This is a genomic window from Cupriavidus sp. USMAA2-4, assembly GCF_001854305.1.
Classification (GTDB): Bacteria; Pseudomonadota; Gammaproteobacteria; order Burkholderiales; family Burkholderiaceae; genus Cupriavidus; species Cupriavidus malaysiensis.
Window position 1 is genome coordinate 1,280,549 of sequence record NZ_CP017748.1, and the last position, 21,239, is coordinate 1,301,787.

At 67.1% G+C, this 21,239-nt stretch carries 20 protein-coding genes; 2 read left to right on the top strand and 18 right to left on the bottom strand.

Annotated elements, in window-relative coordinates; all coding sequences use genetic code 11:
* Positions 1-166: 166 nt before the first annotated feature.
* Together BKK79_RS05715 and BKK79_RS05720 are read right to left on the bottom strand one after the other, a co-directional pair.
* On the bottom strand, positions 167-967 hold the full coding sequence (locus tag BKK79_RS05715; protein ID WP_071011661.1) for an enoyl-CoA hydratase: 801 nt from the start codon (positions 965-967) through the stop codon (positions 167-169).
* 36 nt (positions 968-1,003) lie between these two features.
* Positions 1,004-1,927 carry a histone deacetylase family protein gene (locus tag BKK79_RS05720; RefSeq protein WP_071011660.1) on the bottom strand — a complete coding sequence of 308 codons (924 nt, stop codon included), beginning with the start codon at positions 1,925-1,927 and terminating at the stop codon, positions 1,004-1,006.
* A 135-nt stretch (positions 1,928-2,062) separates the two neighbouring features.
* On the opposite strand from BKK79_RS05720, the gene mltB reads away from it, so the two are divergent.
* The gene (gene mltB / locus BKK79_RS05725; RefSeq protein ID WP_071011658.1) at positions 2,063-3,169 is read left to right on the top strand and encodes a lytic murein transglycosylase B; all 1,107 of its coding nucleotides are present in this window, start codon (positions 2,063-2,065) and stop codon (positions 3,167-3,169) included.
* Positions 3,170-3,293: 124 nt separating this feature from the next.
* Here the strand turns inward: mltB and cysM are convergent, their stop codons facing one another.
* The 11 genes from cysM to cmk form a co-directional block, all read right to left on the bottom strand.
* Complete coding sequence (cysM, locus tag BKK79_RS05730; RefSeq protein WP_071011657.1) at positions 3,294-4,196, bottom strand: cysteine synthase CysM; 903 nt, start codon at positions 4,194-4,196, stop codon at positions 3,294-3,296.
* 85 nt (positions 4,197-4,281) lie between these two features.
* Positions 4,282-5,586, bottom strand: a complete 1,305-nt coding sequence (locus tag BKK79_RS05735) for a solute carrier family 23 protein (RefSeq protein WP_071011655.1) — start codon at positions 5,584-5,586, stop codon at positions 4,282-4,284.
* A 394-nt stretch (positions 5,587-5,980) separates the two neighbouring features.
* The gene (locus tag BKK79_RS05740) at positions 5,981-6,325 is read right to left on the bottom strand and encodes a ComEA family DNA-binding protein (RefSeq protein ID WP_071011654.1); all 345 of its coding nucleotides are present in this window, start codon (positions 6,323-6,325) and stop codon (positions 5,981-5,983) included.
* Between the two features lie 164 nt (positions 6,326-6,489).
* Complete coding sequence (gene rfaD, locus BKK79_RS05745; RefSeq protein WP_071011652.1) at positions 6,490-7,482, bottom strand: ADP-glyceromanno-heptose 6-epimerase; 993 nt, start codon at positions 7,480-7,482, stop codon at positions 6,490-6,492.
* Positions 7,483-7,547: 65 nt separating this feature from the next.
* Positions 7,548-8,495, bottom strand: a complete 948-nt coding sequence (gene rfaE1, locus BKK79_RS05750) for a D-glycero-beta-D-manno-heptose-7-phosphate kinase (RefSeq protein WP_071011651.1) — start codon at positions 8,493-8,495, stop codon at positions 7,548-7,550.
* A gap of 71 nt (positions 8,496-8,566) precedes the next feature.
* Positions 8,567-9,952 carry a UDP-glucose dehydrogenase family protein gene (locus BKK79_RS05755; RefSeq protein ID WP_071011649.1) on the bottom strand — a complete coding sequence of 462 codons (1,386 nt, stop codon included), beginning with the start codon at positions 9,950-9,952 and terminating at the stop codon, positions 8,567-8,569.
* A 42-nt stretch (positions 9,953-9,994) separates the two neighbouring features.
* A complete protein-coding gene (lapB, locus tag BKK79_RS05760; RefSeq protein ID WP_071011647.1) occupies positions 9,995-11,215 on the bottom strand; it encodes a lipopolysaccharide assembly protein LapB in 1,221 nt (406 codons plus the stop codon).
* Between the two features lie 3 nt (positions 11,216-11,218).
* Positions 11,219-11,536 (bottom strand): LapA family protein, encoded by a 318-nt coding sequence (locus tag BKK79_RS05765; RefSeq protein WP_071011646.1) that lies wholly within the window; start codon positions 11,534-11,536, stop codon positions 11,219-11,221.
* Between the two features lie 229 nt (positions 11,537-11,765).
* A complete protein-coding gene (locus BKK79_RS05770; RefSeq protein ID WP_071016182.1) occupies positions 11,766-12,176 on the bottom strand; it encodes an integration host factor subunit beta in 411 nt (136 codons plus the stop codon).
* A 28-nt stretch (positions 12,177-12,204) separates the two neighbouring features.
* Complete coding sequence (rpsA, locus tag BKK79_RS05775) at positions 12,205-13,899, bottom strand: 30S ribosomal protein S1 (protein WP_071011644.1); 1,695 nt, start codon at positions 13,897-13,899, stop codon at positions 12,205-12,207.
* A gap of 155 nt (positions 13,900-14,054) precedes the next feature.
* Positions 14,055-14,717 (bottom strand): (d)CMP kinase, encoded by a 663-nt coding sequence (gene cmk / locus BKK79_RS05780; protein ID WP_071011642.1) that lies wholly within the window; start codon positions 14,715-14,717, stop codon positions 14,055-14,057.
* Between the two features lie 138 nt (positions 14,718-14,855).
* Between cmk and BKK79_RS05785 the strand changes: the two genes are divergently transcribed.
* Positions 14,856-15,092, top strand: coding sequence for a DUF2061 domain-containing protein (locus BKK79_RS05785; RefSeq protein ID WP_071011641.1), 237 nt, complete (start codon positions 14,856-14,858; stop codon positions 15,090-15,092).
* A gap of 19 nt (positions 15,093-15,111) precedes the next feature.
* On the opposite strand, the gene aroA is transcribed toward BKK79_RS05785, so the two are convergent.
* The 5 genes from aroA to serC form a co-directional block, all read right to left on the bottom strand.
* Positions 15,112-16,416, bottom strand: coding sequence for a 3-phosphoshikimate 1-carboxyvinyltransferase (gene aroA / locus BKK79_RS41470; RefSeq protein WP_071011639.1), 1,305 nt, complete (start codon positions 16,414-16,416; stop codon positions 15,112-15,114).
* A gap of 81 nt (positions 16,417-16,497) precedes the next feature.
* Complete coding sequence (locus BKK79_RS41475) at positions 16,498-17,394, bottom strand: prephenate dehydrogenase (protein ID WP_071037304.1); 897 nt, start codon at positions 17,392-17,394, stop codon at positions 16,498-16,500.
* 146 nt (positions 17,395-17,540) lie between these two features.
* Positions 17,541-18,662 carry a histidinol-phosphate transaminase gene (hisC, locus tag BKK79_RS05800; RefSeq protein ID WP_071011636.1) on the bottom strand — a complete coding sequence of 374 codons (1,122 nt, stop codon included), beginning with the start codon at positions 18,660-18,662 and terminating at the stop codon, positions 17,541-17,543.
* A gap of 121 nt (positions 18,663-18,783) precedes the next feature.
* Positions 18,784-19,932, bottom strand: a complete 1,149-nt coding sequence (gene pheA, locus BKK79_RS05805) for a prephenate dehydratase (protein WP_071011634.1) — start codon at positions 19,930-19,932, stop codon at positions 18,784-18,786.
* Between the two features lie 97 nt (positions 19,933-20,029).
* A complete protein-coding gene (gene serC / locus BKK79_RS05810; protein WP_071011632.1) occupies positions 20,030-21,184 on the bottom strand; it encodes a 3-phosphoserine/phosphohydroxythreonine transaminase in 1,155 nt (384 codons plus the stop codon).
* Between the last annotated feature and the right edge of the window lie 55 nt (positions 21,185-21,239).

Consider the following 21,239-nt stretch of genomic DNA (forward strand, 5'->3'; position numbering starts at 1 on the left):
AAGGTCTCCAGCGCTGTTGCCGCACATTATTTTTCTGCGAGGCGCCTATTCTATGCGAACCGCCTCATACCAGAAACGAATTTTTTCCGATTCCCTTATACCAATAGCGCATAAAGCGATGGGAAATCCGCCAGGAATAACACCTTGAAGTGATGTATAAGTTACATCATGCCCGCCAAGCGGGCGCACGCTTGTCGAGGAAGGCCTGCACGCCCTCCAGTGCCGACTCATCCATCATATTGCAGGCCATGGTCTGGCCGGCCAGCTGGTAGGCGGCCTCGATACCCATTTCGAGCTGGCGGTAGAACAGGCCCTTGCCTGCCGCGACCGCCGCCGCCGGCTTCGCGCAGATGCTGGCGGCCAGCCGCGCCACCTCCGCATCGAGCGCCTGCAGCGCCACCGCGGTGTTGATCAGGCCGCGCTCGCGAGCCGCCTGGGCGCTGATCATGTCACCGGTCAGCAGCATCTCCATGGCCTGCTTGCGGCCCAGGTTGCGCGACAGCGCCACACCCGGCGTCGAGCAGAACAGCCCCAGGTTGACGCCGGAGACGGCGAAGCGCGCATCGTCGGCCGCGACCGCGAGATCGCACATGGCCACCAGCTGGCAGCCGGCCGCGGTGGCGATGCCGTGCACGCGGGCAATGACCGGCTGCGGCATCTTCTGGATCGCCATCATCACGCGCGTGCAGCGTTCGAACAGGCGGCGATAGTAATCGTGCGAAGGCTGCGCGCGCATCTCGCGCAGGTCGTGCCCGGCGCAGAAAGCGCGCCCCGCGCCGGCCAGCACCACCACGCGCACGGCCGGGTCGGAAGCGATACGCGCCAACGCGGCCGACAGCGCGTCGAGCAGCCCTTCGGACAGCGCGTTGAAGGCGTCCGGGCGGTTGAGCGTGAGGCGCAGCACGCCCGGCGCGTCGAGTGATTCCTGCAGCAAGGGCGCGGCCGCCCTGTTATCCGATTCGGCCATGATCCAGTCTCCAGTGCCGGCGGCGCGGGCGCGCCGTCAGCCCTCCATCAGCACTTTCAGGTGCGCGGCCACGCTGCGCGCCAGCGCACTCAGGTTGTAGCCCCCCTCGAGGCAGCTGACGATGCGTCCCTGCGCGTGGCGACGCGCCACTTCGAGCAGGCGCTCGGTGATCCAGGCGTAGTCCTGCTCGACCAGGCCCATCTGCCCCATATCATCCTCGCGATGGGCATCGAAGCCGGCCGAGATGAACAGCATCTGCGGCTTGAACTCCTCCAGCCGGGGCAGCCAGATCGTCTCGGCCACCTCGCGCACCGCCATGCCGTTCGAGTAGGCCGGCAACGGGATGTTCGACATGTTCGGCGCGATCGTTTCCGCGCCGCTGTAGGGATAGAACGGGTGCTGGAAGAAGCTGCACATCAGCACGCGCCGCTCGCCGCGGAAGGCCGCCTCGGTACCGTTGCCGTGGTGCACGTCGAAGTCGACGATGGCGACCCGCTCCAGCCCGTGCGCCTCCAGCGCGTGCCGCGCAGCGATCGCCACATTGTTGTAGAAGCAGAAGCCCATGGCGCGGTCGGGCTCGGCATGGTGGCCCGGCGGCCGCACGCAGCAGAAGGCGTTCTCCAGCTCGCCGGCGATCACCGCATCGGTCGCCGCCACCGCGGCGCCGGCCGCGTGCGCGGCCGCCTCCAGCGTGCGGGGGTTCATCAGCGTATCGGGATCGATCGGGTGGTAGCCGCTGGCCGGGCTCGCCGCGGCCAGCGCGGCGAGATAGTCGGGACGATGGACGCGCTCGAGATGCGCGGCGGTGGCCGGCGGCGCTTCGCGCCGGTCCAGCAGGCCGTCGAGACCGTGCGAGATCAGGTGGTCTTCGATCGCCTGCAGCCGCTCCGGGCATTCGGGATGGAAATGCCCCATCTCGTGCAACAGGAAGGACGGATGGGTGTAGTAGCCGGTCGGCATGCTCTGCTCTTGTCAGGCCCGTGGCGGGGTAAATTTGTCTCCAATCGCTACGTTAGCACAGGAGGCCGGTCCCGCCCAATGCGCGCGGCGTGGACGCCGCATCCGCTATACTCAAGCGCACTTGCAAAGGACAACATGACCGATTCACAGCGTTCCCTGCGCCGCCCGCTGCTGGGCGCCGCGATCGCCGCCGCGGGCCTGGGCCTGTGCGGCCTCTCCCCCCTGTCGATGGCCGCCGGCAAGCGCCGTGTCGCCCTGCGCGAAGAGGAGATCGAGCCCGGACGCTACCGCGACAACGCGCAGACGCAGGCCTTCATCGACGACATGGCGACCCGCCACGGCTTCGCGCGCGAACAGCTCGCCGACTGGTTCGGCCAGACCGTGTATTCGGCGACCGTGGCACGCCTGATCCTGCCGCCGGCCACGCCAGGACGCAAGAGCTGGCGCGCCTATCGCTCGCGCTTCATCGAACCGATCCGCATCAACGCCGGCGTGCGCTTCTGGCAGCAGAACCGCGCCACGCTGCGCCGCGCCGAGGCCGAGTTCGGTGTGCCCGCCTCGGTGATCGTCGGCATCATCGGGGTGGAGACCATCTACGGCCGCGACATGGGCACCTTCCGCGTGATGGACTCGCTCTCCACGCTGGCCTTCGACTACCCCGCCACGCCCAACCGGGACGCGCGCAGCGCGATGTTCCGCAACCAGCTGTCCGACTACCTGCTGTGGTGCCGCGACACCGGCACCGACGTCTTCTCCGTGCTGGGCTCCTATGCCGGCGCCGTCGGCATCCCGCAGTTCATGCCGACCAGCCTGCGCGAGTACGCCATCGACTACGACGGTGACGGCCACGTCGACCTGCGCAACAGCCCCACGGATGCCATCGGCAGCGTCGGCCGCTTTCTCCAGCTGCACGGCTGGGAAGCGGGCCGCCCGGTGGTGTGGCGCATCGCCGGCGACGACGGCAGCCGGGGCGTGGCCGCCGCCGCGGCCGACGGCGAACCCTGGCCCACGCGCACGCTGAACCAGTTGCTCAAGGCCGGGCTGCGTGTGGATGAACCCATCGACCTGGCGAGCGAAGGCGAAACCGGCGTGCTGATCGCCGACCTGCCCACGCCGGACCAGCCGACCGAATACCGCGTCGGGCTGCGCAATTTCTACGTGCTGACGCGCTACAACCGCAGCTTCTTCTATGCGCTCGCGGTGTACGAGCTGGGAGAGGCCGTCAAGGCGGCGATGGGCTGAGACGGCAGGAAACGGGAAAATGCCCCGGCGGTGCGCCGACGCCGCCGGTCCCACGGCGCGGCTTGACACGGTTGCTCTCCCGCAATCCGGAGGGGGCTGCAGAACGAGCGGCGCAAGACCAGCCTCAGGCGGGGAACACGCCTGTCGACAAGTAGCGGTCGCCGCGGTCGCACACCACGAAGACGATGGTGGCATTCTCGACTTCCTCGGCAACGCGCAGGGCAACGCACAGCGCGCCAGCCGCCGAGATGCCGCAGAAGATGCCCTCCTCGCTCGCCATGCGGCGCGCCATGTGCTCGGCATCCGCCTGGCTGACGGGCTCGGTGCGGTCGATGAACTTCGGATCGTAGATCTTGGGCAGGTAGGCTTCCGGCCATTTACGTATGCCCGGAATGCGCGACCCCTCGGCCGGCTGCGCTCCGACGATCTGGATGGCGGGATTCTGCTCTTTCAGGTACCGCGACACGCCGGTGATGGTGCCGGTGGTCCCCATGGCGGAGACGAAATGCGTGACGCGCCCTTCCGTATCGCGCCAGATCTCGGGACCCGTGGTCTCGTAGTGCGCCAATGGGTTGTCCGGATTGGCGAACTGGTCGAGGATCACCCCCTTGCCCTCGCGCTGCATCGACTCCGCCAGGTCGCGCGCATACTCCATGCCGCCCTTGACGGGCGTGAGCAGGATCTCGGCGCCGTAGGCCGCCATGCTCTGGCGGCGCTCGAGGCTCAGGTCCTCGGGCATGATCAGCACCATCTTGTAGCCGCGGATCGCCGCCGCCATGGCCAGCGCGATACCGGTATTGCCCGAGGTGGCTTCGATCAGGGTGTCGCCCGGCTTGATGCGGCCGCGCGCCTCGGCGCGGGCGATCATGGACACGGCGGGCCGGTCCTTGACCGAGCCGGCCGGGTTGTTGCCCTCGAGCTTGCCGAGAATCACATTGCCGCGTTCGGCGTTGCCCGCCCCGGGGATGCGCTGCAGTTGCACCAGCGGGGTGTTGCCGATGGTGTCTTCGATCGTCTTGTAGGCCATGGTGCTGGATCATCAATGTCGGCGGACATTGTAATGCAGCGGCCTGTCCCTTGCCGGCGACGCCCCGGCAAGGGACGGTCGGCGCTCAGCCCTGCTCGCGGCCCTTGCCGAGCAGGTGGTAGAGCAGGATCGCGCCGAAGGTGGCGGTGCCGATGCCGCCCAGGGTCATGCCGCCCAGCTTCAACGTCAGGTCGCCGGCGGCCACGGTCAGCGTGGCGCCCACCGTGATCAGGTTGCGGGAACTGGAGAAGTCCACATGGTTCTGCACCCAGATACGGCCAGCGGTGGCCGAGATCAGGCCGAACACGACGATGGTCAGGCCACCGATCACCGGTCCGGGAATGGTCAGGATCAGTGCGCCGAACTTGGGCGAGAAGCCCAGCACGAGAGCCACCGCGGCCGCCACCACGAAGATCAGCGTGGAGTAGATGCGCGTCACCGCCATCACGCCCATGTTCTCCGCATAGGTGGTCACGCCGGTGCCGCCGCCGCTGGCCGAGATCATGGTGGCGATGCCATCGCCGATGAAGGCGCGGCCGATATAGGGATCCAGGTTGCGGCCGGTCATCACGCCGATGGCCTTGATGTGGCCGAGGTTCTCGGCCACCAGCACGATGGCCACCGGGGCGATCAGCAACATCGCATTGGCGTCGAACACCGGCGCGGTGAACACCGGCAGGCCGAACCAGGCCGCGCTCGCCACGCCGGAGAAGTCGATCGGCTTGCCCAGCCCCATCACATTGGTGGCAAGCCAGTACAGCAGGTAGCCTGCCAAGCCGCCCAGCAGTACCGGCAGGCGGCCCAGCATACCGGGCATGCGCACTGCCACCAGGCCGACCGCGAACACGGTCAGCAGGCCGACCCAGGTGTCGAGCGAACCGCCGCTGACGGCCTTGACCGCCACCGGCGCCAGGTTCAGGCCGATGGCCGCGACGATGGCGCCGGTCACCACCGGCGGCATCAGGCGCTCCACCCACTGATAGCCGATCGCCTGCACCACCAGGCCGATCACCGTGTACAAGGCACCGGCGGCGATGATGCCGCCGAGCGCCAGCGGAATATTGGCGTTGGGGCCGCTGCCGCCATAGCCGGTGGCAGCGATCACCACGGCGATGAAGGCAAAGCTCGAACCCAGGTAGCTGGGCACGCGGCCGCGCACGCACAGGAAGAAGATCAGGGTGCCGATACCGGAGAACAGGATGGCGATATTCGGCGGGAAGCCCATCAGGATGGGCGCGATCGCGGTCGAGCCGAACATGGCCACCACGTGCTGGATCCCCGCCAGCAGCGTCTGCCCCGCTGGCAGGCGCTCGTCCGGGGCGATCACGCCCTCGGTCTTCAGCTTCCATTTCGGCAAGAAGCCCGTGCCGCCGATCTCTTCGTTCTGCATCTGTTTTTTCTCCCGATCTGCTTCTCTTGTCAGTGCTGTCAGTGCTGTCAGTGCTACCGGTGCTGCCGGTGCCGCTCTTATGAATGCATCGTTGCGAGTACGCCTTCCACCTGGCGGCTGGCGCCCGGACCGCTCTTCACTGTCTCTATCGGCGGTGGCCAGCTCCGCCGCCTCTACCCGCTCCGCCATGGCGAAGCCCCGGCGGCGTCCGCATGATACTCCGCGCCAGCGGTCCGGCGGAACGCCCGAGCTTGCGTCGGAGCACGAGTCATGCCAGTTGCCCGGAACGACCGGACGCGGCCAGCGCCCGGCGGCGCCAAAGCAAAAGCCCCGGACATGCCGGGGCTTGCATGAGACGGCGCCGCGAAACGGTGCCGCCAGGGCGCGGCCGCGCTCAGCGTGCGGGCTTGGCCACCGCCTTGGCACCGGCCTTCGGGTCCGGCCTGGCGTCCTTCTTCGCCGCCGGAGCCGGGCGCGAGCCGAAACTCAGGCCCTGCTCCTGCAGCCGCACCACCGACTTCGGTCCCACGCCCTTGACGCGCTGGGCGAAGTCGTCGGCATCCTTGTAGGGCCCGTTCCGACTGCGTTCCTCGATGATGGTGCCCGCCGTGGCCGGCCCGATACCCTTGATGGTGCGCAGCGCCGCTTCGTCGGCGTTGTTGACGTCGACCGCGTGGGCGGCGCTGCCCAGGGAAAAGGCCAGTGCGCCCAACACGGCCAGCAAGGCTCGTTTGCTCATGGATGACTCTCCTATCCGGTTGCTCAGGACCTCGCCGCAAGAGGCGGGTCCAGCGCAGGATAAGAGGCAGCGGGCGGCTGTGCGTCGATCGGCCACACAAGTTGACACCATCCGCACCGGGATGTGTCCGTCGCGGGGGCGGGCCCCGGAACGACCCGGCCGGATCAGCCGCGCTGCAGCAGCCAGCGGCAATAGCGCGCCACGCCTTCCTGCACCGTCAGGAAGGGCTGGTCATAGCCGGCTGCGCGCAGGCGCGACATGTCCGACTGGGTGAAGCACTGGTACTTGCCGCGCAGCGCGTCAGGGAACTTGATGTACTCGAGCAGCCCTTCCTGCGTCATTTCCGCCAGGCTCAGCGCCGGCTTGCCCTCGGCCTCACGCAGCGTGTTGACCACCGTGGTGGCGATATCGTTGAAGGGCTGGGCGCGGCCGGTGCCGAGGTTGAAGATGCCGGACTTGTCCGGATGCTCGAGGAAGAACAGGTTGACCTTGACCACATCCTCGACCGAAATGAAATCGCGGCTGTGGCCGCCGGGGGCATAGCCGCCGTATTCGCCGAACAGCTTGACGATGCCTTCGCTGCGGAACTGGTTGAAGTTGTGGAAGGCCACCGAGGCCATGCGGCCCTTGTGGTCCTCGCGAGGACCATAGACATTGAAGTAGCGGAAACCGACGATCTGCGACAGCGCACCCGGCAGCGTGCGGCGCACCACCTGGTCGAACAGGAACTTCGAATAGCCGTAAACGTTCAGCGGCTTCTCGTAGGCCCGCTCCTCGCGGAAGGTCTGCGAGGCACCATAGGTGGCGGCCGACGAGGCATAGAGGAACTGTGCGCCGAGGTCCAGGCAATGCCGCAGCAGCGTCTGGGTGTAGCGGAAATTGTTCTCCATCATGTAGCGCCCGTCGGTCTCCATGGTGTCGGAGCAGGCGCCCTCGTGGAAGATCGCGCGGATCTTGCCGAACTCGCCGCGCGCCAGGCGGGCGAGAAAGTCTTCCTTGTCGAGGTAGTCGCGGATCTCGCAGTCGACGAGGTTGTGGAACTTGTCCGCCCGCGTCAGGTTATCCACGGCGATGATGTTGTCCTCGCCCCGCTCGTTCAGGCCCTTGACGAGGTTGCTGCCGACAAAGCCGGCAGCGCCGGTCACGATGATGGTCATGGTCGTTCCAACGAATCCAACTAGTCCAACAGGTCCGACGGGTGCTGTGCGGGCACGTTGCGCCCTCAGCCCGCCGCGCCGAACAGTTCGGCGTAGCTGACCACGGCCGTGCCCAGCTTGCCCACCACGATGCCGCCGGCCCGGTTGGCCAGTTGCACCGCTTCCTTGAGAGGCACGCCGGCGCCGAGCATGGCCGCCAGCGTGGCGATCACCGTATCGCCGGCACCGGATACGTCATAGACTTCACGCGCCTGCGCCGACACGTGCAGCACCTCGGTCTCGGTATAGAGCGTCATGCCCTCCTCCGAGCGCGTCAGCAGCAGCGCCTCGAGCTGCAGGTCGCGGCGCAGGTTCTGCGCGCGCACGGTCAGGTCGGCCTCGGTCTTCCACGCGCCCACCACATGGCGCATCTCGGCGCGGTTGGGCGTGATCAGCGTGGCGCCGCGGTAGCGTGAGTAGTCGTCGCCCTTCGGGTCGACCAGCACCGCGCGGCCGGCGGCCCGACCGGCCTCCACCATGCGGCCGACGTGCGCCAGGCCGCCCTTGCCGTAGTCGGACAGCACCAGTACCTCGTGCTCGGCCAGCAGCGACTGGAAGCGGTCCTGCACCGAGCGCAGCACTTCGTGCGTCGGCGGCTTCTCGAAGTCCACGCGCAGCAGTTGCTGCTGCTGCGCCACCACGCGCAGCTTGATAGTGGTATTGACGTTCGCATCGCGGTGCAGGTACGGCTTGACCTCGCTGGCCTCCAGCAAGGTCTCCAGCATGCGGCCCGGCTCGTCGTCGCCGATCACGCCCAGCATGCCCACGCGCGCGCCCAGCGCAGCAGCGTTGCGCGCCACGTTGGCGGCGCCGCCCAGGCGCTCGTCGCTGCGCTTGATCTGCACCACCGGCACCGGCGCCTCCGGTGAAATGCGCTCGACATCGCCGAACCAGTAGCGGTCGAGCATCATGTCGCCGACCACCAGAATGCGGGCCTGGCGGATCTGCTCCTGCGGAATCACGGTCTTGTTCATCGGCTTCCCTTGGCAACGCCGCCCGGCCCGTCAGCGGGGCGGCTGGCTTGCATACCCGTTTGCCTCGTGGGCTATTGCTCTGCGGCCGCGGCCGTCGAGGGCCGTCCGATCGCGTGGTATTCGATGCCCGCCTCCTGCATGGCCTCCGGCTCGTACAGGTTACGGCCATCGAAGATCACCGGCGCCTTCAGGCGCGCGCGGATCTGCGCGAAGTCAGGACTGCGGAACACCTTCCATTCGGTCATGATGATCAGCGCGTCAGCCCCTTCCAGCGCCGGCATCTGCTGCTCGCAGAAGTGCACGCGCGCCATGCCGCCATCGATGTCGGCAAGGTCCATCGCCATCACGCGGCGGGCCTCCTCCATCGCCACCGGATCGTGCACACGCAACGCCGCACCACGCGAGACCAGCTCGCGCACCAGCACGCGCGAAGGGGCTTCGCGCATATCGTCGGTATTGGGCTTGAAGGCCAGCCCCCACAGGGCGAAGGTGCGCCCCGCCAGGTCTTCGCCGAAGCGGCGCACCACCTTCCGCCCCAGGATCGCCTTCTGCGCGTCGTTGACAGCCTCGACCGCCTCCAGCACGCGCAGCGGCTTGCCGTAAGCGGCAGCCGTGCGCATCAGCGCCTGCACGTCCTTGGGAAAACATGAGCCGCCGTAGCCGGCACCGGCATAGAGGAAGCTGTAGCCGATGCGGGGGTCCGAGCCGATACCCAGGCGCACCAGTTCGATATCCGCCCCCACTTCGTCGGCCAGGTTGGCCAGCTCATTCATGAACGAGATGCGCGTGGCCAGCATGGAGTTGGCCGCGTACTTGGTGAACTCGGCCGAACGCACGTCCATGTAGAAGGTGCGCTCGTGGTTGCGGTTGAAGGGTGCGTACAACTGCCGCATGATGGCCTTGGCGTGGCGGCCGGCGACGTCGTCGTCGCAGCCCAGCACGATGCGGTCGGGGCGCATGAAATCCTCGACCGCCGCCCCTTCCTTGAGGAACTCCGGATTCGACACCACGGAGAACTGCAGGTCTTCCAGGTTGCGTGCGGCCAACTCCTGGCGGATCACCGCGGCGACGCGGTCGCCGGTGCCGACCGGCACGGTGGACTTGTCCACCACCACCTTGAAGCCGGTCATGTAGCGGCCGATATTGCGCGCGGCGGCCAGCACATACTGCAGGTCGGCGGAGCCATCCTCGTCGGGCGGCGTACCGACCGCGATGAACTGCACGTCGGCATGCTCGACGCTGGCGGCGATATCGGTCGAGAAGGTCAGCCGGCCGGCGGCACGGTTGCGCTCGATCAGTTCCTTCAGGCCAGGTTCGTAGATAGGCACGCCGCCCGCGTTGAGCAGGGCGATCTTCCGTTCGTCGACGTCCAGGCAGAAGACATCGTTGCCCAGCTCGGCCAGGCAGGCACCGGTCACGAGGCCGACGTAGCCGCTGCCGATGATGGTGACTTTCATTGTTCGTACTCCAGATTCGGGTGCGCGCGCAGGCGGCCGGACTCAGCCCAGCGCTTCGGTGCGGCGCGGCGCATAGGTTTCCCAGCGGGCACAGCCGGGGCACTGCCAATAGAAGAGCCGGGCGCGGAATCCGCACTCGCGGCAGGTGTAGCGCGCCAGGTTGCGCGTGCGGGCCTGCAGCAGCTTGCCGATGGCAGCGGCCTCCTGGCCCTGGTCGGCAACCGGCGTGGCGGTCGCGGTGGCGCCGGCCGCCTCCTGTGCCGGCGCTTCCTGCCGGCCCAGTTCGGCCTGCGCCTCGAAATAGCGTGTCAGCGCCAGCAGCGAAGGCTGGCGGCGCAACTGGTCGCGCATCAGCGTCACCGCGGCGGCCGCCCCGTTTGCCTCCAGTTCGGCGCGATAGGCCGTGTCGAGCAGCTCTGGAGCCAGATTGCCCTTGAGCAGGCCATGCAGCCAGTCGAGCGCGCGTCCTTGCTGTCCCAGCTGGTGGTAGGCTTTGACCACGCGGTCGGCCACCAGCGGCACGAAGGCGGCATCCTGCCGCTCGATGCCGAGCCAGTGCTCCAGCGCCGCCGCAGGATCGCCGGCGGCGGAGGACACGTCGCCCAGCAGCATCGGCGCGCGCACGTTCTTCGGGTTCTCCTTGAGTGCCTGATGCAGCCACTGCACCGCCTGCTCGGGCTGCTTGCGCTGCAGCGCCTCCTGGCCCAGCTCGCAGCAGAACTGCGCGATCTGCACGCTGTAGTCCTTCTGCTCGAGCCCCTGCAGCTCACGCGCGGCGTCGATCGCCTTCTTCCATTCTTTCTCGACCTGGTACAGCTCGAGCAGCACCCGCTTGGACGATGCGGCATAGGGGCCGGACATCAGGCGCCGCAGCGACTCCTCGGCGCGATCCAGCAGCCCCGCCCGCAGGAAGTCCTGCCCCAGCTCGTACAAGGCGTGTTCGCGTTCGGACTCGGGCAGGTCGGGACGACTGGCGAGGTTCTGATGCACGCGGATGGCGCGCTCGGTCTCGCCGCGCCGGCGGAACAGCGCCCCCAGCGCGAAATGGAGTTCAGTGGTTTCCGGATCGAGCCGGGCCACTTCGATGAAGGCGTCGATGGCCTTGTCAGGCTGCTCGTTGAGCAGGAAATTGAGGCCTTTGAAGTAGGAGCGCGGCAGCGCCCCCTGCTCGCTCAGCAGCTGGCGCACGTCGAAACGCGCGGCTACCCAGCCCAGGCCGAAGACGAGCGGCAGTCCCAGCAGCCACCAGGTTTCAAACATCATGACTCAGACTTTCGGTCCCATTATGTTGTAGGGAACGCCCGTCCCGCGCTCACTGCTCTCTGCCGCCTGCTGCGCGCGTGCCGCATCCAGCGAACGGCGCAAGCGGCTGGCCTCCATGCGCTGGCGCATCAGCGCCGGCGCGACCGCGATCAGCGCGGCGACGATGCCGAGCGCGAAGGCGGCAAGCAGGATCAGGATCAACGGCGCGTGCCAGACTGCGCCGAAAAACAACTGCAGCGCCGCCTCGCCGGTATTTCGCAGTGCCAGCACGAACAGCAGCACGAACAGCACGATGCGGATGGTCCAGGCAACAAGTTTCATGCGAGCAAGGATGGACTAGAAAAGCGCGTTCAGGAGCCGGCGCCACGGCACTTGCGGCGAATTCCCGGCATTGTAACGGAATCGTTCGGCGCCGAAGGTAAGCCCTTGCCTGCAATCTGTGACGAAACATGACAGGCACGCCACACGGCGGCAAGAGATGCCGGCGGCCCCAATGAAAAAAGCGCTCCGGTCAGGAGCGCTTTTGCAGACAGCCGCGGAGCGGACCCGCTCAGGAGCGGACCAGGTTCAGCCCGCCGTCCAACAGCGCGCTGCCACCCGCCTGGGCCGATTGCCCGGCCTGGCCATGGGCGGCATGCGCACCGCCGCCACCGCTGCCGCCGTTGACCGGCGACCGCAGCAGCGAACGGTCCACGCGCTCGCGCAATTCCTTGCCCGCCTTGAAGTGCGGCACCCGTTTCTCGGGCACCAGCACGCGTTCGCCGGACTTGGGATTGCGGCCAACGCGCGGCGGACGCCGGTTCAGACCGAAGCTGCCGAAGCCGCGGATCTCGATGCGATGGCCGTCGGCCAGCGCATCGGACATCGCGTCGAGGATCGTTTTCACCGAAATGTCCGCATCGCGCAGCAGCAGCTGCGGGAAACGGCCAGCCAGTTTTTCGACGAGCTCGGACTTGGTCATGGGCATCCGCTACGCGTGGAACCAGCGCTTACTGGTTGTCCTGGCCCAGCTTGGCCTTCAGCAGCGCGCCCAGGTTGGTCGTGCCGGCAGTGCTGGTATCGGCCTGGAACTTCTGCATCGCTTCCTGCTGCTCTGCGTTGTCCTTGGCCTTGATCGACAGGTTGATGTTGCGCGACTTGCGGTCGACGTTCACCACCAGGGCGGTGATCTGTTCGCCTTCCTTCAGCACGTTGCGAGCATCTTCCACGCGGTCAGCCGCGATTTCCGAAGCGCGCAGGTAGCCTTCCACGTCGTCAGCCAGCTGCACCACGGCGCCCTTGGCATCCACCGCCTTGATGGTGCCGGTCACGATGGAGCCCTTGTCGTTGGCCGAGATGAAGTTGTTGAACGGATCGCCCGACAGCTGCTTGATACCCAGCGAGATGCGTTCCTTGTCGACGTCGATACCCAGCACCACGGCTTCCACTTCGTCGCCCTTCTTGTACTTGCGCACGGCTTCTTCGCCGGCTTCGTTCCAGGACAGGTCGGACAGGTGGACCAGGCCGTCGATGCCACCGGGCAGGCCGATGAACACGCCGAAGTCGGTGATCGACTTGATCTGGCCCGACAGCTTGTCGCCCTTCTTGTGGTTGCGGCTGAAATCGTCCCACGGGTTGGCCTTGCACTGCTTCATGCCCAGGCTGATACGACGCTTGTCTTCGTCGATATCCAGCACCATGACTTCGACTTCGTCGCCCAGCTGGACAACCTTGGACGGGGCCACGTTCTTGTTGGTCCAGTCCATTTCCGACACGTGCACCAGGCCTTCGATGCCGGCTTCGATCTCGACGAACGCGCCGTAGTCGGTCAGGTTGGTCACCTTGCCGAACAGGCGGGTGCCTTGCGGGTAGCGGCGCGAGATGCCGACCCACGGATCTTCGCCCAGTTGCTTCACGCCCAGCGAGACGCGGTTCTTTTCCTGGTCGAACTTGAGGATCTTGGCGGTGATTTCCTGGCCAACCGACAGCACTTCGCTCGGGTGGCGGACGCGGCGCCATGCCAGGTCGGTGATGTGCAGCAGGCCGTCGATGCCGCCCAGGTCAACGAACGCACCGTAGTCGGTGATGTTCTTGACGATACCGTTGACGATGGCGCCTTCCTTCAGGGTTTCCATCAGCTTCTGGCGCTCTTCGCCCAGGGTCGCTTCCACCACGGCGCGGCGCGACAGCACCACGTTGTTGCGCTTGCGATCCAGCTTGATGACCTTGAATTCCAGGGTCTTGCCTTCGTACGGCGTGGTGTCCTTGATCGGACGCACGTCGACCAGCGAGCCGGGCAGGAAGGCGCGGATGCCGTTGACCATGACGGTCAGGCCGCCCTTGACCTTGCCGGTCACGGTACCCGAGATGATCTCGCCGTCTTCCAGGGCCTTCTCGAGGTTCAGCCACGAGGCCAGGCGCTTGGCCTTGTCGCGCGAAAGGATGGTGTCGCCATAGCCGTTCTCGAGCGCGTCGATGGCCACGGAGACGTAGTCGCCGGCCTGCACTTCGAGTTCGCCCTGGTCGTTCAGGAACTCCTCCACCGGCACGAAAGCCTCGGACTTGAGGCCGGCGTTGACGACCACGAAGTTGTGGTCGATGCGCACGACTTCAGCGGAGATCACTTCGCCAGCCTTCATATTGGAGCGGGCGATCGATTCCTCGAACAGTGCGGCAAAGGATTCGTTAGTTTGCAGGTCGGACATAAACGTAGGTTAACAATCCGCAGTACGCTGGCCGGCGCGAGGATCGCGCACAGTCTGCCAATGCAGCGGGGTCAGGTTGAACAAAAGCCGGCGCCGGCCGTCATCGACCGGGCAAGCCGCCTCGGCGCCTGATGGCACGCCGGCCGCGTGAAGCATCACGCGCGCGTTTCGGCATGCCACGCGAGCACCTGCGCAACCGCCTGCTCCACCGTCATGTCGGAGGTATCGAGCAGCCGCGCATCTTCGGCGGGACGCAGCGGCGCGGCGGCACGGGTACGATCCCGCGCGTCGCGCGCCTCGAGGTCACGCAAAAGGTCTTCGATATTAGCAGAAATCCCCTTATCAATCAATTGTTTATAGCGTCTCCGGGCGCGTGCCTCGGCGCTTGCCGTCAAGAACACTTTCAGCCCGGCGTCGGGAAAGATCACGGTGCCCATGTCGCGCCCGTCCGCCACCAGCCCCGGCAGCTTGCGGAAGTCGCGCTGCAGCCTGGTCAGGGCGTCGCGTACCGGCTGATGCACCGCGAGCGCCGAGGCGCGGTTGCCGATCGCCTCGGCGCGTATCGCCAGGCTCACTTCCTCGCCAGCCAGCCAGACCCGGTCCGGGCCGAACTTGACATCGAGGCTGGCCGCCAGTTTTGCAAGCGCCTCGACATCCTGGACGTCGATGTCCACGCGCACGCTGGCCAGCGCCACCAGCCGGTACAAGGCACCGCTGTCGAGCAGGTGGAAGGCCAGCGCATCGGCGACCTTGTGCGCGACAGTACCCTTGCCGGAAGCCGTGGGTCCATCGATGGTGATGACATCAACGATAGTCATTTTTGATTACAACAACAAAAATAATTGCCTTGAAAAGCAAATAGGAATCATTATCATTTGGTCATGGTGCACACGCTGGATCGAATGACCTCCCGCTGCGTGCCATTTACGGACCCTCATCGCGCAAGGCAATCTACCATGGCCAAAACCCTGTCGTTCGGCGTCATGCACCTCGGCATCGCCTTCAGCGTCACCTACGCGCTGACCGGCAGCCTGGCCATCAGCGGCGCCATCACCTTCATCGAGCCGGCCGTCAACACCGTGGCCCACTACTTCTTCGAACGCTTCTGGGCACGGCGCGAAGCCCGCGCCCATGCGGCAGGACCGGCGGAACCGGCTGCGCCCGCCGCGGCGGATGCCATGCCGGGCGGCTGATACGGTGCCCGGCGGCGCCTCAGCGTGCGACGCCGGCCAGGACCTGGAAGTAGTCGGGGAAGGTCTTCGCCACGCAGCCCGGCTCATTGATGCGCACCGGCAGCGGCCCGAAGGCCGCCAGCGCAAAACACATCGCCATCCGATGATCATCATAGGTGTCGATGCCCTCGGCCGGACTTTGCCATTGCTGCGGCGGCGTCACGCGCAGGTAGTCCGCGCCCTCCTCCACCTCCGCGCCGAGCTTGCGCAATTCCTTCGCCATCGCCGCGATGCGGTCGGTTTCCTTGACCCGCCAGCTGGCGATGTTGGTCAGCGTGGTGGTGCCCTTGGCGAACAGCGCGGCTACCGCCAGCGTCATCGCCGCGTCGGGAATGTGGTTGCAATCGAGCTCGATGGCATGCAGGCCGCCATCGTCGCGCTCGGTGCCACGCACCTCGATCCAGTTGTCGCCCGCCATCATGTTGGCACCCATGCGATTGAGCGCATCGGCGAAGCGGACGTCCCCCTGGATACTGGCCATGCCGACACCCTCCACGCGCAGCGGGCCGCCGCCGATGGCGCCAGCCGCCAGGAAGTAGGACGCCGACGAGGCATCGCCCTCGACGAAGATCTCGCCAGGCGAGCGGTAGCGCGCCCCCGCCGGCAGCACGAAGCGCGACCAGCCATCGCGCTCGACCACCACGCCGAAACGCGCCATCAGGTTCAGGGTGATCTCGATATAGGGCTTGGAGATCAGCTCGCCCACCACCTCGATCACGATGCGGCCATCGGGCGCCTGCACCAGCGGCAGCGCCATCAGCAGCGCGGTCAGGAACTGGCTGGAAACGTCGCCGCGCACGCGGATCGGCCCATCGATGCGGATCGACGCCGGATGCACCGCCAGCGGAGGATAGCCCTCCGTGCCCAGGTAGTCGATGCGCGCGCCGACCTGGCGCAGGCCATCGACCAGGTCACCGATCGGCCGCTCGTGCATGCGCTGCACGCCGGACAAGCGGTAGCTGCCGCCCTGCAGCGCCAGCGCCGCGGTCAGCGGACGGATCGCGGTGCCGGCATTGCCCATGAAAAGCTCGGCCGACTTGATGGGGAATCCGCCGCCGGTGCCGCTCACGAGATAATCGGCACCGTCCTGCCGCCAGGCCACGCCCAGCGCCTGGAGGGCCTGCAGCATCACCCGCGTGTCGTCCGAATCGAGCAGATCGCGCACGCGCGTCTCGCCGTCGGCCAGGGCGGCCAGCAGCAGCACACGGTTGGAGATGCTCTTGGAGCCCGGCAGGCGGACCGTGCCGGCGGCACGGGTGAGAGGACCGATCGTAAGGTGTTCCATGGTGGCTGATTGACTGGCTAGCGGGTGGGGACTGGCGGGCACTGCGCAGCGGCGCGGCACGGCTTGCCGCGCCGGCCGGCATCACGGTTCGACGTTGGCAGCGGCGGCGCGCTGGGCGCCCCAGGCGAGCCGCGCCTGGCTGGCGCGCGCGAAGACGCGTTCCAGGCCTTCGCCGTCGCTGGCCTCGATCCGCGCCTTCAGGTGCGCCAGCACGGACTGGTAGGTGGCGATCTCGCGCAGCAACGCATCACGGTTCGCCACGCAGATGTCGCGCCACATCTCCGGCGATGACGCCGCGATGCGGGTGAAGTCGCGGAAGCCGCCGCCGGCGAAATCCAGTTTCAGTGCGGCGTCCTCGGCATTGGCCACCTGGGCCACCAGCGCGTAGGACAACACGTGCGGCAGGTGGCTGACGGCCGCGAACACGGCATCGTGCTGGACCGCGGACATCACGTGGCAATCGGCGCCTGCCGCTTCCCACATCGCCCGCACGGCGGCGACATCCGCACGCGCGTTCTCCTGCAGCGGGCACAGCACGGTCTTCTTGCCTTCATAGAGCCCCGCCAGCGCGGCCTCGACGCCGTTGAGCTCGCGCCCGGCGATCGGATGGGCGGGAACGAACTGCGCCACCTTGTCGCCCAGCGCGGTCTTGGCCGCCATGATGACGTCGGACTTGGTGCTGCCGGCATCGGTGACGATGGTGCCCGGCTCGAGATGCGGCTCGAGCGCGTGCAGCAAGGCGAAGGTCTGCGCCACCGGCGCGCACAGCACGATCAGGCTGGCGCCCTTGGCCGCAACCTCCAGCGGCGCGGCTTCGTCGATCACGCCCAGTGCCTGGGCCCGCTCGAGCGAGGCCCGGGAGCGCCCGACACCGATCACCTTGCCGGCCACACCGGCCCGCTTGAGCGCCAGCGCGAGCGAACCTCCGATCAGGCCGACACCGACGATGACGACACGGGAAAAATGAAGAGCGGACACGGGAATACGCTGCCTGCCAGGCGAGGAAATTTCGGGAATCCGATATTGTAGCCGGTCGCGCGCGCGTTTTCGCACCGCCGGGGATTGGCCTGCCCGCCCTGCGCCGGGGGACGATCCCCCGGAAACATGGCGACGCGCCGAGTGCGTTACTTCAGCGCGGTCTCGAGCGCGGCGATGCAGGCCGCGTTCTCCTCGGGCAGGCCGACGGTGATGCGCAGCCAGCGAGGCAACTTGTAGCCACCGACCGGACGCACGATCACGCCCTGCTTGAGCAAGGCCAGGTTCACGCGGTTGCCGGCCTCGTCGTCATCACCGACGCGCACCAGCACGAAGTTGCCGGACGAGGGTACATATTCGAGGCCGAGGCGCTCGAAGGCCCCGGCCAACTGGGCCTTGCCGGCCCGGTTCAGCTCCGCGCTCTCGCGCAGGAAGGCCGCATCGCCCAGCGCCGCGATGGCTGCCGCCTGGGCCAGGCTGTTGACGTTGAACGGCTGCCGGATACGGTTGAGCAGGTCGGTCAGCGCGGGCTGGGCGACCGCGTAGCCGACGCGCAGCCCGGCCAGGCCATAGGCCTTGGAGAAGGTACGCGACACCAGCAGATTCGGATACCGGCGCACCCACTCGATGGAGTCGTACTGCTGCGCAGGCTCCAGGTATTCGTTGTAAGCCTCGTCCAACACCACCACCACATGCGACGGCACCTTGGCCAGGAAGGCGGCAATCTGCCCGGCCGGCAGGAAGGTGCCGGTCGGATTGTTGGGATTGGCAATGAAGACCAGCCGCGTGTCGGCCGTGATGGCGGCTGCCATCGCGTCGAGGTCGTGGCCGTAGTCGCGCGCCCGCACTTCGATGGCGCGCGCGCCGACTTCCTGCGTGGCGAGCGCGTAGACGGCGAAGGAGTATTCCGCGTAGACGATTGCTTCGCCCGGCTGCACCAGGGCGTGCGCCGCCAGCTCAAGAATATCGTTGCTGCCGTTGCCGAGCGTCAGCCAGTCGGCCGGCACGCCGAAGCGAGCCGACAGCGCCGCCTTCAGCTCGAAGCCGTTGGCGTCGGGATAGCGCCCGAGGTCCGCGGCCGCCGCCGCGACGGCGCGGCGCGCCGACTCCGGCATGCCGAGCGGGTTCTCGTTGGAGGCCAGCTTGACGATGCCCGCCTCGTCCAGCCCGAACTCGCGCGCCACCTCGGCGATCGGCTTGCCGGCCACGTAGGGGGAAATCGCCCGCACATAGTCCGGCCCGAATCGCACGTTGCCGCCCTGCTCTGCCATGTCTTCTCCTGGTTCTGTTCTGATCAGTGATGCGTGATGGATCGGCAGCGAAACCGCACATCGCCATGCACTGCGGCCTTCCACCGTGCACGATACCCGCCAGCAGCCGATGCGCCGGCGCCTACTTGCTGGACGGGTAGGAACCCAGCACCTTCAGGTAGGCCGCGTTGCGGCGCAGTTCGTCGATCGCCTGCGCCACGGATGGCTCGCGCTGGTGGCCTTCGACGTCGACGTAGAAGTAATACTCCCAGGCACCGCTGCGTGCGGGTCGGGACTCGAAGCGGCACATCGACACACCGTTCTGGGCCAGCGGCGCCAGCAGCTGGTAGACCGCGCCGGCCTTGTTCGGCACCGACAGGATCAGCGAGGTCTGGTCGCTGCCGGACGGCTCGGTCTCGTAGCGACCGATCACCACGAAGCGCGTGCGATTGTGCGGATCATCCTGGATATGGGAGCGCACGATGTGCAGGTGGTAGCGGTTGGCGGCCTGTTCGCCGGCGATCGCCGCCACGCTCGGATCCTCGCTCGCCATGCGCGCAGCCTCGGCATTGCTCGACACCGCCTGCCGCTCCAGGTGCGGGTAGTTGGCGCTCAGCCAGTGCTGGCACTGGGCCAGCGCCTGCGCATGCGCGCGCACCACGGTCACACCCTTCATGTCGGGCGACGAGGCCATCAGGTTGTGATGCACCTTCAGCGCGATCTCGCCGCTGATCTTCAGCGAGGTCTGCAGGAACAGGTCGAGCGTGCGCGATACCGCGCCCTCGGTCGAATTCTCGACCGGCACCACACCATACTCGACGGTGCCGGCCTCGACCGCGCGGAACACCTCGTCAATGCTCGGGCACGGCACGCCGCTGACCTCGTGGCCGAAGTGCGCGTAGAGCGCCTGCTCGGTAAAGGTGCCGACCGGCCCCAGGAAGGCAACCTCCAGCGGCTTCTCCAGGCCGCGGCATGCCGACATCACTTCGCGCCAGATCGCCGCCACGCTTTCACCCAGCAGCGGTCCGGGATTGGCTCCCTGCACCTTGCGGATCACCTGCAGTTCGCGCTCGGGGCGGAACACCGGCGCACCGTACTTCTTCTTCACCTCGCCCACGTCCAGCGCGAGCTGGGCGCGGCGGTTGAGCATGGCGAGCAGTTCGCGATCCACGGTATCGATCTGCTCGCGCAGCGGCGCGAGTTCGACCGACAGGGCCTGTTCGGCCGCACTGGGTTGGCTGCCGGCCGGCTGTGTCTCCTCGGCGGCGTCTTGCTTGTCTTGGCTTGTCATGTGTGGAATCTGCTGGCCCGCCCCCGGCGGGGCGGAACGGGAAAGGCCGCGCGGTCCGGCAGCGTGCCGCGGGCACCCGCCCGCGGCTCAGCGGCACTCAGGCCGCGCTGCGCTCGAATTCGCGCATGAAGTCGATGAGCGCCATCACGCCCTCGAGCGGCATCGCATTGTAGATACTCGCCCGCATGCCGCCCACGGACTTGTGGCCCTTGAGCTGCACCAGCCCGGCGGCGCGCGCCTGGGCCAGGAAGGCTTCGTTGCGGGATTCGTCGGCCAGGAAGAACGGCACGTTCATGCGCGAACGGCAGCTCGGATCGATCTCGTTGCGGTAGAACGCGCTCTGGTCGAGGAAATCGTACAGTGCCTTGGCCTTGGCGATATTGCGCTGCTCGACGGCGGGCACACCACCTTGGCGCTTGAGCCACTGGAACACCAGGCCGGCAATATAGATGGCGTAGGTCGGCGGCGTGTTGTACATCGAGCCATGCTCGGCGGCCAGTCGCCAATTGAAGGCGGACGGGCACAGCGGATGCGCATGGCCGAGCAGGTCCTCGCGCACGATGACGATGGTCACGCCGGCGGGGCCGATGTTCTTCTGCGCACCGCCATAGACCACCTGCAGCCGCGACCAGTCGACCGGACGCGACAGGATGTGGCTGGATACATCCGCCACCACCACGCGCCCGTGCTTCTGCCCGACCTCGGGCACCTCCTGGAACTCGACGCCGACGATGGTCTCGTTGGTGCACAGGTGGAGGTAGGCCGAATCGTCGGCCAGCTTCCAGTCCGCCACATCGGGGATGCGCACGAACTTCTGCTCGACGCTGGAAGCCGCGATATTGACCTCGCCGTAGCGGCGCGCCTCCTGCTCGGTCTTGACCGACCAGGTGCCGGTCACGACGAAGTCGGCCTTCGGCCGCTCGGCGTCGAGGCGACGCATCAGGTTCAGCGGCACGATGGCGTTCTCGCCGATGGCGCCGCCCTGCAGGAACAGGATGCGGTAATCCTTGGGCACCTGCAGCAGTTCGCGCAGGTCCGCCTCGGCCTGGGCCAGGATGCTTTCGAACTCGCGGCTGCGGTGGCTCATCTCCATCACGGAAACGCCGGAGCCATGCCAGGACAGCATCTCCTCGGCCGCCTGCTGCAGCACCTCGGCCGGCAGCGCTGCCGGACCGGGAGAGAAATTGTAGACACGCTCTGCCACGGCGCGCTGCATCATGGCGGCAAGGGCTGGATTCTGAGGATCGTTCATGAAAGAAAAATGGCTGCCGGTGTTACCCAAGCAGCCATTATCACTCAAACCCGCC